10 protein-coding genes are annotated in these 13,564 nt (G+C 51.4%); 6 read left to right on the top strand and 4 right to left on the bottom strand.

Going from position 1 to position 13,564, the window contains the following annotated elements:
• Positions 1–226 precede the first annotated feature (226 nt).
• The 5 genes from ACTF5Z_RS08565 to ACTF5Z_RS08585 all read left to right on the top strand — a co-directional run bounded on the left by ACTF5Z_RS08565 (position 227) and on the right by ACTF5Z_RS08585 (position 7,653).
• Positions 227–1,612 carry a cytochrome P450 gene (locus ACTF5Z_RS08565; RefSeq protein ID WP_438985276.1) on the top strand — a complete coding sequence of 462 codons (1,386 nt, stop codon included), beginning with the start codon at positions 227–229 and terminating at the stop codon, positions 1,610–1,612.
• Between the two features lie 193 nt (positions 1,613–1,805).
• Positions 1,806–3,194 (top strand): ATP-dependent RNA helicase DbpA, encoded by a 1,389-nt coding sequence (gene dbpA / locus ACTF5Z_RS08570; protein ID WP_438985277.1) that lies wholly within the window; start codon positions 1,806–1,808, stop codon positions 3,192–3,194.
• Between the two features lie 136 nt (positions 3,195–3,330).
• Positions 3,331–4,290 (top strand): magnesium transporter CorA family protein, encoded by a 960-nt coding sequence (locus ACTF5Z_RS08575; protein WP_438985278.1) that lies wholly within the window; start codon positions 3,331–3,333, stop codon positions 4,288–4,290.
• A gap of 35 nt (positions 4,291–4,325) precedes the next feature.
• Entirely contained in the window at positions 4,326–6,929 is a 2,604-nt protein-coding gene (locus ACTF5Z_RS08580) for a M14 family zinc carboxypeptidase (RefSeq protein ID WP_438985279.1), read from the top strand.
• A gap of 61 nt (positions 6,930–6,990) precedes the next feature.
• Positions 6,991–7,653 carry a hypothetical protein gene (locus ACTF5Z_RS08585; protein WP_438985280.1) on the top strand — a complete coding sequence of 221 codons (663 nt, stop codon included), beginning with the start codon at positions 6,991–6,993 and terminating at the stop codon, positions 7,651–7,653.
• 6 nt (positions 7,654–7,659) lie between these two features.
• On the opposite strand, the gene ACTF5Z_RS08590 is transcribed toward ACTF5Z_RS08585, so the two are convergent.
• Entirely contained in the window at positions 7,660–8,508 is an 849-nt protein-coding gene (locus tag ACTF5Z_RS08590) for a TauD/TfdA dioxygenase family protein (protein WP_438985281.1), read from the bottom strand.
• Positions 8,509–8,738: 230 nt separating this feature from the next.
• Here ACTF5Z_RS08590 and ACTF5Z_RS08595 point away from each other — a divergent pair, with 230 nt between their 5' ends.
• Positions 8,739–9,326: a thymidine kinase gene (locus ACTF5Z_RS08595; RefSeq protein ID WP_438985282.1), complete on the top strand. Its 588-nt coding sequence runs from the start codon at positions 8,739–8,741 to the stop codon at positions 9,324–9,326.
• A gap of 126 nt (positions 9,327–9,452) precedes the next feature.
• Here the strand turns inward: ACTF5Z_RS08595 and ACTF5Z_RS08600 are convergent, their stop codons facing one another.
• From ACTF5Z_RS08600 to ACTF5Z_RS08610, 3 genes are all read right to left on the bottom strand, one after another.
• Complete coding sequence (locus tag ACTF5Z_RS08600; RefSeq protein ID WP_438985283.1) at positions 9,453–10,844, bottom strand: heme-binding protein; 1,392 nt, start codon at positions 10,842–10,844, stop codon at positions 9,453–9,455.
• A gap of 69 nt (positions 10,845–10,913) precedes the next feature.
• Positions 10,914–11,969 (bottom strand): fumarylacetoacetate hydrolase family protein, encoded by a 1,056-nt coding sequence (locus ACTF5Z_RS08605; RefSeq protein WP_438985284.1) that lies wholly within the window; start codon positions 11,967–11,969, stop codon positions 10,914–10,916.
• Between the two features lie 57 nt (positions 11,970–12,026).
• Positions 12,027–13,564: FAD-dependent oxidoreductase (locus ACTF5Z_RS08610; protein ID WP_438985285.1), on the bottom strand; the 1,538-nt coding region annotated here is incomplete at its 5' end.

Consider the following 13,564-nt stretch of genomic DNA (forward strand, 5'->3'; position numbering starts at 1 on the left):
GCTACCGGCGAGAAACTTGGTTTTTAGTTTCACCACAGCGGCTCTCATGATCATCAAGGCGGATTACACAGCATCACTTGCGGTTTTCGCAACGCCGTGGTTTACGCACATCTTCGACACTTTATGACCCTTCGAAATCGGCACCAATAAACTTAGAATCAATCTCACTACGCTACTCCGCGCGTATAACACAATTATTCATGCTTTATTAAACTAGGAATACAGAATGAGCGTTCAGCAAGCAAGCGCACACTACCCCCCCGTAAGCGACGACATTCTTTACGACACGGGCGCAATCGATCCCGTTTATAAAGAAATTTACCCCAGACTTTCGGGCTTCACACTGGGCTCAACCAACTCCTGGACCAGCGGACACCCTTTTGATTACTACAAACGCATGCGTGAAGAAGCGCCCGTCATGTGGTCGCCTGGTCTGAATAAAACCTCGGGGTTTTGGTCGGTTTCACGCTACGACGACGTCAAATTCGTCGAGCAAAACCCACAAATATTTTCCTCTCAGCGCGGCAGTATGAATATGGCGGTTATGCCAAGCCGAGGCAAAGCTGAGCGCCTCATGCATGCGGCATTTAACTCGTTGATCAATTTAGACGGCGACGTGCATCGTGAATTGCGCGCCCAGCAAATGCCTTTTTTCTTGCCACAGTACGTCGAGACACTCAAAGAGCGCGTGGGCAAAAAAATTGATTCGCTACTTGATGACATGGAAAAGAAAGGCCCCGTTGTCGATTTCGCGAAAATGTTCTCGACCCAGTTGCCGCTTTTTACGCTCTGCGAGATGTTGGGTGTCGATGAGGAAGACCGTCCTAATATCGCGAAATGGATGCACTACTTGGAACTTGCGCCGCAGTTCTTAACCCACCCCTTCAAAATGTTCATGGCCGAACCCATGTTCGTGTTCCGCTTCGAAAAAATGCTGGCCGACATGTTCGACTATGGCGAGCGCGTCATGGCTGATCGAATCGCAAATCCTAGACAAGACTTGCTAACCACCATTGCAAATGCGTCACTCGACGGCAAATCCATGTCGCAAAGCTATCTTGACGGCTCGTGGCTGCTGATTATTTTTGCCGGTAATGACACTACCAGAAACTCGCTGTCGGGGACCATCCGACTGTTAACGCAGTTTCAGGATCAGCGCCAGCTCGTCCTACATGACCGCTCGCTCATTGATCGCATGTCGAACGAATCGTTGCGTATGACATCGCCTGTGATGCACATGCGTCGCACCGCCATTGAAGACACAGAAATCGCAGGGCAACGCATTGCCAAAGATGAAAAAGTGATTATGTGGTACGGCTCAGCAAACCGTGACCCCGGCGTTTTCCCGAACCCCGACACCTTCGATTTAAACCGCGACAACGTCGAGAAGCACATGGCGTTCGGACTTGGGGTACACCGCTGTCTGGGCAATCGTATTGCACACATGCAGCTCAGCATGGCTTACGAGCGCATCCTTGACCGATTCCCGAACATTGTTTGGACCGGCAAGCAAAAAATCGAGCCCATTATCTTGGTACACGCAATCTCGAGCTTAACAGCTAATCTGTATGGCCATGGAGGCAAGCGACCAACCAAAGTCGCCATGTCTTAGAGGACTGCATAACCGCTGCACTGAGGGTGGCAATTCACCCTCATAATGCCCAAACCCCACCTCTTGTCTGCTAACCAAGCACTTGCCCATGCCTCATCGCACGACCATTCCCGCAATAAATTACAACAATTAATCGCAGTTGCTGAGCAGGCCTCTGGTATCATGCCCGCTGAATTTTCTAAGTGACTTACCGATGTCCTCCTCTGCTTTTTCCAAACTCAACATCTCGCCTGCACAGCTGAAGTCGCTGGAAGCGCTCGGCTACAAAGCTATGACGCCCGTCCAAGAGCAAAGCATTCCGCTCATTTTAAAAGGGCGTGATTTGGTCGTGCGTGCCAAAACTGGCAGTGGCAAAACGGCAACCTTTGGTATTGGCTTGCTGAATAAAATCAACCCTAGGTTCTTTGGCGCCCAGGCATTGATTTTATGCCCCACGCGCGAGCTTGCCGACCAAGTCGGCGCCGAAATTCGCCGGCTCGCCAGCCAAATGCCCAATATCAAAGTCGTCATGCTGTGCGGCGGCAAACCTTTTGGAGCGCAGCGCGATTCACTGCAGCATGGCGCTCATATCGTAGTGGGTACCCCCGGGCGTATTCACGACCACCTGACCAAAGGCACACTGCAGATCGATCAGGTGAATACACTGGTGCTCGACGAGGCCGACCGCATGCTCGACATGGGCTTTGCTGATACGATGCAAGCGATCATCGCTGAAGTCCCAAAAAATCGACAGACCCTGCTGTTCTCAGCGACCTACCCAGATAACATCCAACAAATAAGCCGTTCTATTCAGGCTAACCCTGCGATGGTGCAGGTCGACGACGATGTCGCCCACGCAGAAGGGGTGATTGAGCAACTCTTCTTCGAAATTAAAAAGCACGAACGCTACCCGACGTTACTGGCCCTATTCGAGCACTACCGTCCCAACAACGGCGCAGTATTTTGCAACACCAAAAAACAATGCGCCGAAGTCGCCGACTTTTTAAACGAGCATGACATCGAGGCAAAAGCGCTACACGGTGATATGGAGCAGCGTGAACGCGACCAAGTCTTACTGCAATTTGCCAATGGCAGTTGCCCTGTCTTAGTGGCAACCGACGTCGCCGCTCGTGGTTTAGACATTAAGTCCTTAGCGATGGTCGTGAACTATGAGCTACCTAGAGACCCCGAAGTCTATGTGCATCGCATCGGTCGAACCGGCCGCGCAGGGGAGACGGGTCTGGCTTTTAGCTTGGTCACCGAGTCCGAAACGCCCAGACTTCGCCAAATCGAGCAATACCAAGAGCAGCCCTGCGCCTGCGATGTACTCGCATCCCTAGACCGCGATCCTAACTACGAACTCAAAGGCGACTGGATCACAATACAATTCGACGCAGGGCGAAAACAGAAGATGCGTCCCGGGGACATCTTGGGCGCTTTAACCGGCGATGCCGGCCTGCAGGGCTCTGGGATTGGTAAAATCACAATCGCCGACTACAGCAGCTATGTGGCCGTCAGCCGCGATGTTTTGCGTCAGGCCATGAACTACCTGTCGCAAGGTAAGATCAAAGGACGCAGCGTGCGGGCACGACGGCTGCGTTAGGGCTTTAGACCCCGGCTCGCTTAAGTCAGATCGCAGAACGTTCAACTGCGGCCACATACCAAGAAGCGGCGCACAAAATAAAAGGCTTTGAGCGAGAGAATTCATAACTTATGCTTTGTTAAAACGGGGTATATATATGATTCGTGCACACTGGACTAATTCATCTCTTGAGCGTTCAATTGGCGATGAGTCGATCATCTCTCAATGGCGCGACAACGGCGGCTGGTTGTGGCTCGACATTGAAGGAGCTCTGGACGAAGAAACCAAGTCACTCCTGCAAAGCTTTGGCTGTCATGAACTCGCGTTAAAGGATGTGCAGCGGGATCGCCACCCGCCTAAAGTCGAGTGGTTTCAAGACCACACCTTCATCATTTTCCGGGGCTTGACCGAGCTTGGTGACAACCTCAATGTCAAGCCGCTACAGTTGTCGTTGTTTGTAGGTGAGGGGTATGTAATTACTATCCACTCACGCCCATCTCTTAGCGTTCAACAACATTGTGAACGCCAAGATTTAACGAGTTTAATGACCAACCCGCAACGATTCGCATTAAGTATTCTGCATTATTCCGCAGGGCTATTCTTAGAGGCGCTTTTAAGTTTTGATTCTGACCTTATTCGTAGCGAAGACGAAATGCTCGAACATGGGAACGATCAATTACTTAAAGATCTCATTCGCTGCCGATCTCAGCTGCGAAAATTGCAGCGCAACTTTAACTACCATGAAACGCTAGCGAAAGAACTGATTACTCTGTGGGACGATCCAGAAGAAACCGTTGAGCTAACCCACCGCTTGCGCGACTTGTACGACCGGTGTGAACGCTTAGCGAGCCTTTCAGCGCAGCAATACGAGATTTGTGGTGACCTAATAGACGGCTACTTTTCTTTGAGCGCACACGAACTAAATAACACGATGCGTATTCTTACCGTGGTCACATCGATCTTTGTGCCGCTGGGCTTCTTGGCGGGCTTGTACGGCATGAATTTTGACTACATTCCAGAACTGCACATACCGAACGGCTACTTTATACTGCTGGGAGCGATGGCAACGCTAGCCACGGCTATGATTGCAATTTTCAAAGCCAAACGTTGGTTTTAAGCTGTCTTTCGTTGCAAACACGACTAGGAAAACGCATGAAAACACTTTTTGTCTCACTCGCCTTGCTCGCATTGGGCTTTGTTCAAACCATCCACAGCCTGGCCGCCGAAGTAAAGATCGAAGAGCTGATCAATCCCGAGGTTACATTTGACTCGAGTTTACCGAAACCCGAGGAAGTGATTGGAGTAAACGTTGGCGAACGCCATTGGTACTCACACGAAATCCGACAATACCTAGACAGCTTAGCGGCAGCCTCTCCACGCATGGTCGCCCTAGGTGAACATGCGCGCAGCTACGGTGGACGACCGCTAGTGAGTTACGCCATATCGTCACCAGAGAACCTGGCAAAGCTTGATACGATTCGCGCCGCGCGTGCGAAGATCGTCAACCCAGATGTCGATATTGATCTATCCAAACAGCCCGCCATTGTGCACATGATGTACAGCATTCATGGCAACGAGCCAAGCGGCTCAAATGCCACACCACTAGTGGCCTATTACCTGAATGCGGCACAGGATTCAGAGCTTGAACAGCAACTGCAAAACATCGTCATTATTTTTAACCCCATGCTCAATCCGGACGGGCTCGATCGTTTTGCGAATTGGACCAATAATCATCGCGGTCTAAACCCCAGCGCAGACCCGAATGATCGCGAACACCGAGAACACACCCCAAATGGTCGCGGTAATTACTACGGCTTCGATTTAAATCGAGATTGGCTGCCCCACCAATTCCCGGAAAGCCGAGGTCGGCTGGCGCTTTTCCACGATTGGAAGCCCAACGTGCAACTCGATTTCCACGAGCAGGGCAGCAATAACCATTTCTTTTTCATGCCGGGCAAACCCGAACGCACCCACCCTTTAACACCGAAAATGAATCAAATCTTAACCGCAAAGATTGGCGAATATCACGCGCAAACTTTGGACGAGAACGGGGTCATGTATTTTACTCAAGAAAACTACGACGACTTTTTTATGGGCAAAGGCTCTACCTATCCAGACCTGTTTGGCACGGTAGGCATTTTATTTGAGCAACCCTCATCACGCGGTACAAAACAGAACACCATTAACGGTTTACTCGACTTCCCTACGAGCATCAGCAACCAATTTTTAACGTCTTTATCATCTATTAAAGCGACATCCGACTTAAAAAATGAGCTCTTAAGTTACCAACGAAGCCACTTTGTCGACCTGCGCGCGAAGCAGCCAAAAGGTTATTACGTCGCTCGGGCTGAAGGCGACGCGACCCGTTTAAAAGAATTCATGCGCGTTCTGCAGGGACACAACATCGAGATACTCGGCCTAGCAGAGGATATTGAGGCAGAGGGGCATACATTTAGCGCCTCAGATTCGATAGTGATTCCGCTAAACCAACCTAATGCCGCCTACCTGCGAGCACTTTGGAGCCGTCAGCTAGAATTCGAAGAAAACGTTTTCTACGACGTCTCGACCTGGACACTGCCTCTCGCTTTTGACCTTACGCACACGCAACAGGCCGTTGTTAAGGTTAAAACAAAAAAGCTCACCGACCAGTTTCTAGCCAGCTCGAAAAAACTACCCGAATCTAAGACCGGCTACCTGATCGATTGGCGGGATAGCGCATCCGCTGAACTGCTGTACGATTTACTGGAGGCCGGAGCTAATGTGCGCGCGGCTACTGGCGCCTTCCAAGCACAGACAATCAATAACGGCCTACGAGATTTTGGTTACGGGAGTCTTTTGATCAGCCCTGAGTTAAACAAAGACATCCCCACACAAGTCGTCAAGATCCTACAAACCGCTGCATCGAGTGGTTTACCGGTGTACGCCGCGGCCAGCAGTTTTACGCCCACTGGTATCGACCTCGGTAGTCGTGGCTTTGAAGTCTTGAGCCTACCCAAAGTCCTCTTGGTAACAGGACCCGGGACCTCGGGCTACGACACGGCGGAGCTTTGGCATCTGTTAGACCGGGTCGTCAACATGCCGATCACCATGATCGATACATTTCGCTTACCAAGCACCGATCTAAGTCGCTACACGCACGTTTTGTTGACCGACCCTTTAAAAGCAGTGCCAGGCATCAGTAAAAAGCTCGATGCCTTTATACAAGCGGGAGGGGTTTTGTTTGCGCAGGGAGACAGTACCCTAGAATGGCTGAATAAAGAGGGGCTCACCGAGGTCTTCTGGAAAGAGACAGCCAGCCAGAAATTACGCGCTGAATTTAAACGCACCGCCAAAAAAGATAGCGCTGGCGACCTTGAACAATTACTCCCACCCCGACAAGCTTATGCCGAGGCCGATAACGAAGCCGCGTATACCTTGGTGCGGGGCGTTATTTTGGAAGGCGATATCGATATCACCCACCCGCTTGGCTATGGATATAGCGACAACGAACTACCGATGTTCCGAACCAATAATCGTTTCATGCTGCGCTCGAGCGACCCATATTCGACACCGATTGCCTACTCTGAGCAAGCACTTTTGTCCGGTTACATGTCTGCGGAGAACCAAGAACTGGCCAGGGAGTCAGCCAGTGTCATCGTTGAGAGTAAAGGCAAAGGCGCGCTTGTGTTGTCGCTTGATGACCCTGCGTTCAGAGCGTTTTGGTGGGGCAGTCAGCGGGTACTGATCAACAGCGTGTTTTTTGGCGAATTGCTCTAACGAGGTTAACTCGTGCGACATCAGGCGCAGAACGCTGGATATAAACTAGGATGACGAAATAATGCATCAGCGCTTAGCCTGGCAAAGGCGAGTTCGAAAATGGCACAACCGTATCGCGGTCATCGGTTTTTTACAGTTATTCGCGTGGACCGTCAGCGGTATTTATTTTGCTTTTACCGATATAAACCAAGTGCGTGGCAATGATTATCGCGTGGCGAGTCCAGAGAGCTCGATTGACTTTGCTGCTGTCAATTTAAGCACGACTTTCGCTGGCAAGTTGACCGTGCAAGAACGCCTGCCGGGTGAGATCATCATAGGCTCTGATGGCCGCTGGCAAACTGCGCTAGGCGATCCGCTACGAATACTCAACCAAGAAGAGGCCTTGGCCTTAGGTAAGGCGCAGACAACGCTAAATTTAAGTGTCGCAACACTCATAGAAAAGACCGAGCCGACCAGTGAGTTTCGAGGCAGAGCGCTGCCCTTGTGGCAGCTCGTAGACACCGAGCACCCTTCGGTCAAAGTCTACCTTGACGCCTACAGTGGCTCTGTTAGCGCCATACGCAACGACGCGTGGCGCATCTGGGATTTTCTATGGAGTCTGCATATTATGGACTACAGCACCCGGGACGAAATTGGCACGGTGCTGCTGAAGGTTTTCTCGGTGCTTACCCTGTTTACCGCGGTACTGGGGATCGCTTTGTTCTTGCTAATCCCCAAGCGCTAAACGAATTTAAAACCGCGTATCCGCAATGGTGGTTCGATACAACAAGCGGTCGTAACCATCGTAGCCGCCCGTCGCCGCGTGCAGCAAAGAACGGTTATCCCACATCACCAACATACCCTTTTCCCAGGCATGGGAGTAAACAAATTCTTCCTTGGTTTGGTGGGCGTATAACTCAAGAAGCAGGTTATCGCTTTCTGCTTTGTCCATACCGACAAAGCCTTGAATATAGGCGACGGAAGAGAACAAGGCTTTTTTGCCCGTTTCGTGATGTGTGCGAACCAAGGGGTGCTCGAACTTTTCGCGAGCGCGCTCGCTGGCAATAATCTTCATGCTGCGGCCGCCACCCTGATCATTCTCGCCGTAAGCACCGTCAGGCGCATACCCTAATTCCGCCGAGTGAATCGCCGTTAAATTCTCGATTCGATCGCGCAGGCTAACCGGCAAAGCTTCGTAGGCCGCTACCTGATCAGCGAATAAGGTGTTGCCGCCATGGGGTGGAATGGTAATACCGTACAAAGCCGTTCCTGCAGGAGGCACTTCGAGAAAGCTCCAATCCGTATGAAAAATTTCGGCAAAAATCGGCGTTGTTTCGTCGGCGTTTCGTTGAATAGCAGCGACTTGCTCGTGCTCGTCAATGTGACCAAAGAACGGATCCTCCCCAATCGCACCGAACTGCGTGCTGAAGGCGACCAATTGGTCTGGCGTTAAGTTCTGGTTAGGGAATATCAGCAACTTATTATTCACCCAATGCCCTCGAAGCTCAGACACCAAGTCAGTCGATAAAGGCAACGACACGTCCAACCCTTCGACTACGGCTCCGCAACTGCCACCCGTAGGTTTTACACTGTATGTCATGCCAAGCTCCTTTATCATAGTTATTGAGTCATACCTTACCTCAACACCCCCTTGTACCCAACAAAAGTCCATCCAGAAATGATGAATATAGACAATGACACCACGGATTTTATTGCCCACCTTTCAAGGTGCATTGACCAACTTTACCGACAGAATATTTGACCAAAGGCCGGGGGCGCATGCGATACTCCGCATGAAGTCAGCATAGACCAATCCAAGAAGAACAATCCATGAGCAAACTCTACTTCCGTTATGGAGCCATGAACAGCGGCAAAAGCACTGCTCTTATGCAAGTAGCGCACAACTACGAAGAACGCGACCAGGCCGTTCTGCTGGTAAAACCGGCGACAGACACAAAAGGTAATCGACAGGTGGTTTCCCGCTTGGGTGTTCGTCGCGACGTCGACGTTCTGCTGAACAAAAGCGATAGCCTAAGACAAGCCGTCAAAGACGCGTTATCCGAACGCGACCAAGGCTTGCCGCCGGTATCGGCCGTTCTGATTGATGAGGCGCAATTCCTAACACCGCACCAGGTCGACGAAGCACTCGAAGTCGCGATTTTTGAAGAAATCCCCGTCCTCGCTTACGGCATTAGAACCGACTTTCAGACGCGCTCGTTCGCTGGAAGCCAGCGCTTAATGGAAATTGCGCATACGCTTGAAGAAATGAAAACCATTTGTCGCTGTGGCCGCAAAGCCATCTTCAACGCACGCGTGGGTGAGTCGGGCCGGATTAAGGAAGGCGCGCAAGTCATGATCGACGGCGAAAATGCCCGCTACGAGGCGCTTTGCGCTAAGTGCTTTTTAAGCAGCGACTGAGCCGTTCACCCTCAACGGGTGAGAGAGCCATACAAGCGCCCTTTTCGCTCTAACATGAGCCCCCTTACCGCTAGGGCCATAGCACACTGTGCGCTGACTCAACGTTCTGCGATCGATTCACAAGCTTCAGGGTTTTGGACTGATACCCATCGCTAGCATCATTTGGTTTTGATCAAAATACTCGCGCCAGACCTTGATTTTGCCGTCTTCAATTTCCATGGCACCAAACACCGGAACACGTCCGCGATGTCCGTTAAACTCAATCTCGTCAAAGCGCTCGATCATAACAACGCCGTTCACCACCCCCATGTTGCGCACATCAAAATCAACATGGGTTAGCAATGCACCGATACGCGCTGTGTGCTTACGCATGGCCTCTGGACCTATCATTGGATCTTTTTCGGCGTAGTGAATGACACCGTCGTCGGCGATTAAGTTTGCTGCAGCCTCCCAATCGAGCTGTCGGTACGCATCCAACATGGCTTCGGCAACAGCAAGACGCTCGTCGTCGGACATGCTATTTCTATCAATACTGACATCCTGAGGTGCCAAAGGGTGGGGCGGCTCAGCGTCAATAACGCCCATCTCACTCAATAACCAGTTGCGATCGTAGTATTCGCGCCACTCTTTTACTTGCCCTTCCTCAATAGAAAGGACTCCAGTGACGGGTACCATTCCTGTACGGCCGTTGAACTCAAAACTATCGAGACGCTCGATGACCACGTCGTCTCCCAACAGACCCATATTCAGAACGATAAATTCCATGCGGGTAAGCCCGTCTTCAAATGCCTTAAAGCGCGTGCGAATTTCTGCATTTCCCCGGGTGGGCTCCAGCATCACATTATGCAGCACGCCGGTTTCACCAAATAGCTGATACACACGTTCCCAGTCCAAAGTGTTCCAGGCATCCAGCATGTCTTTGGCGGTCGCCAGCTTTTGTTCATTCACTGCATCTATCTCCTGTTTGGAAAGCACCGGCACAATAATCTCATTGCGCCGGAAATAACCCGGGATCCAAGGTGGATTGTATTGATTAAGCGTGGGGCTGCCACTCATTTGCCAGTCACTGTCGGCCAGAAAAGATTGAAGTTCGGCCCAGTACTTCTCAGCCATGACGCCATTGGCTCTGCCAGAAAATCGAATAACCGCGGCGGTATATGCGGGCAACTCCTTAAAGACCACCCGCTCATCGGCGGGTTTCGGCAATTGATCCCGCTCGTATTCACTGGGCATCATGAATTGCATTTCAGTAGTGCCGTCTCCCATGGATGTGGCAACCGGCGCTGTCATGGCGATTTTCTCTTCGCGCTCATTACCACCGAAGATATAACCGGCTAAGACTCTAAAACCCGAGTTCTGACCTGAGCTCATCACCGTTGCCGCCACGACTTGTGGTTCATAATGACGAATTTCTATCGCATCGCCATACTCCGCGACAAGCTCGTACTTGGGTTCTTCAATAGCCACAACGTCCACCGCAACCAACAAGAATAGTAAGGCCAGAACTAATGGTTTCACTGCAGCACACCCCTTGCCCAAAGTATTGGTACGAATAAAGTGGTTATTGGATCATTGATCAACAAATGCTCACTGCGTAATACGCGTGCGCAAGACTCCTAAGTGCGAGGCAAAAGTCAAAACTTCATCGCCCGGACGCAAGTAAGGCCAAGGCATCCAAATATTGGGCATTTGGAACGCCACACCATCGGGCGTACCCAGCATGACTACTGTCCCCGCTTTAATAGCGCCACACTCTGTCAGTGGGATCTCTGCTCTCTGATACTGATAGGGCTGATCACACTGGTGCAGTGTCTCTTGCATCACTGTCGAAGCGTTCCAAATCATTTGTGACCCTCGACCTTGTTGGCGCAAGTCCCCGTTGACGGCCAAGCCGAGCGCTACGCCATCCAAGAAAACATCTGCATCCTGGGGTACGACCAGTAGAGCGCCTAAAGGCAAGCGTCGCTCGCCGCTCTTACCATCAGCAAACCCCGTTCTGCCCAAGGGGCCGTCAAGATCGATGTTTCGAACAAGGTCCCAGCGGTCGGTAAAATCATTGCAGAGCGTCACCCCAAGAGCAGAGGGCTTTTCGATGGTGAAATCGTCTATTGGCACCGCACATAACTCCACCTCGTAATCGAGTCGAGCGCTTTGTGGCAGGGTGTCATTCCAGGCCGAGGGTTTACTGATTTTAGGGAATAAAAATGGGCCTTCATCCAAACCAACTTCTTCAGCGTGCGCCGCAAAGTTGGTTCCGGCCGCAACAGCCTGAGCTCGTGGCTCAAAAGGCAAACCTAAAGCTTCCCACTCAATGAAAGTCACTTCGCTGTCTAGCGCTGTTCTGATGACCGCGGGGCCTAACTTTCGATACAGCGCCAAAGTATCCATACCTTTCGCACCAAAAAACTCGGAAAGGTTTACGGCGATCACACCCTTTTGATCCAGAGCGGCGACCAACAACACATCATTTCCTTGAGTTCTCGCAAAGGTTAATGCGTCTGCTACTGATGCAAGCCTCAGTGCATGTTTGGGTATGGTCTCGATTCGCTCGTCGTAAAGCCCCTGCGATACCTGAATACTTTTACCGACGACGGCGAGCGCGCCAAGGCCTATCAAAATCAAAACGATTTTTATCAGTTTCATGTGTTACTACCTTCTATGTCATGCACTCAGCTTCAAAATTATCAACAAACAATAACATTATTGGCTTGCCGCCTGACGCCCCGCGATACGACCAAAAAATGTGGCATCACCGACCGACATCCCCGACGAGTAGCCCTCGGAAGATCGTGGCAAGCCGGCTGTAACGCGACCAGCCGCATACAAGCCCTCAATTACACCCCCATTCCAGCGTTTAACTTCGCCCGTTGGCAAGGTATCTAGACCACCTAAGGTAAAGGTCAAAGGACCCTTGGTTCCGGGCATAATGACCGCGGTCTGTCGGTCAAATGACAAATCTAAGAGGCCAAAAGGCCCTTTCTCGAGGGGACTTAACCACTCCGGCGCTTTACGAAACTTTGGATCTGTGCTCTTTTTAGCGTGCTCGTTAAAGTAGGCGACGGTTTGCTCCAATGCGCCAGCCGGGAAAATTCCAGCCTCGGCGGCAAGCTCCTCAATGGTGTCACCCGTCGCCACCACGTCCAAACGCTCGATGTACATAGGGTGATCAAAATTATCGGCGTCCACCAATAGGTACAGCTTTTGCTCGGGTTGCAAACTGGCGTAATGCGCTAAACGTGCGAGGTAGGCGTCTTCGTTGACAAAGCGCTCGCCTCGCTGGTTCACCAAAATACCATAGGTAAGCTTGGATGGCGGATAAATGGGTAAGGACACAAAAGCCTCGTCCATGTTAATGGTATACCCGCCCGCGGCTTGCCCGAGCTTAATACCGTCGCCCATATCAAAAGGGTTACCGTACGGCGTGGCCCACTTATGGTTATCCGGTAAATAGCGTTTGCGCATCTCTTCGTTCATGATAAACCCACCAGAGGTCAGTACCACCCCACGGTTGGCTTTCACATAACGCAGCTGGTTGTCTTGCTTGACCACAAGGCCCACGACCCTACCCGCTTCGTCGCCAATGAGATGCATCACACGACTGTCGTACTGCACATCAACGCCCGCCTCGACCACAGCGGACGTTAAGGCATCGATGAACATTCGGCCCCCAAAATCACCCTCGTGTGAGGGAACATGACCCCGAGGCACAGGCGCGGCTACGTCTTTAAATTCCAGCGTGCGCTCGTTGCCAGTGAATAATAGCGATTCGTCTGTCAGTGGCACCACTTCGCGTTCGAGCATCACGGCATCTTTATAAGGTACACCCAAAGATCGCACCCATTCAAAATGGTCAGCCGCTCCCTCCGCGTACAAGCGAATTTTTTCAGGATCGCCACGCACGCCCATAGCCTTTTCCAGATAGGCGATGAAATTCTCGGTGGAATCTTCAAACCCCAAAGTCTTTTGCAATGAGGTACCGCCCGAGCCGCCCAAATACATTTCGCAGCTCGACATTCCGGTAGAACCACCGGCGCCGCTGGCACGCTCGTACAAAATGACGCTAGCACCCGCTTTGGCGGCCTCTAACGCAGCACTGCCTCCCGCACCACCAAAACCACAGACCAGCACATCGGCCTCGGCATCAAAGCCAGCAATCGAGGCCAGAGAAATAACAGAGAAATCCGTTTGCGACATACCGTAACTCCGAATTATTGTTTTAGGCAGTGTCTTCGTGATTG

Source organism: Aequoribacter sp. (genome assembly GCF_965659035.1).
Taxonomy (GTDB): domain Bacteria; phylum Pseudomonadota; class Gammaproteobacteria; order Pseudomonadales; family Halieaceae; genus Aequoribacter.

Coding starts and splice junctions, on each gene's coding strand:
- ACTF5Z_RS08585 (WP_438985280.1), top strand. CDS start 6,991: ATGCATCAGCGCTTAGCCTGGCAAAGGCGAGTTCGAAAATGGCACAAC.
- ACTF5Z_RS08575 (WP_438985278.1), top strand. CDS start 3,331: ATGATTCGTGCACACTGGACTAATTCATCTCTTGAGCGTTCAATTGGC.
- dbpA (WP_438985277.1), top strand. CDS start 1,806: ATGTCCTCCTCTGCTTTTTCCAAACTCAACATCTCGCCTGCACAGCTG.
- ACTF5Z_RS08605 (WP_438985284.1), bottom strand. CDS start 11,969: ATGAAACTGATAAAAATCGTTTTGATTTTGATAGGCCTTGGCGCGCTC.
- ACTF5Z_RS08590 (WP_438985281.1), bottom strand. CDS start 8,508: ATGACATACAGTGTAAAACCTACGGGTGGCAGTTGCGGAGCCGTAGTC.
- ACTF5Z_RS08565 (WP_438985276.1), top strand. CDS start 227: ATGAGCGTTCAGCAAGCAAGCGCACACTACCCCCCCGTAAGCGACGAC.
- ACTF5Z_RS08580 (WP_438985279.1), top strand. CDS start 4,326: ATGAAAACACTTTTTGTCTCACTCGCCTTGCTCGCATTGGGCTTTGTT.
- ACTF5Z_RS08595 (WP_438985282.1), top strand. CDS start 8,739: ATGAGCAAACTCTACTTCCGTTATGGAGCCATGAACAGCGGCAAAAGC.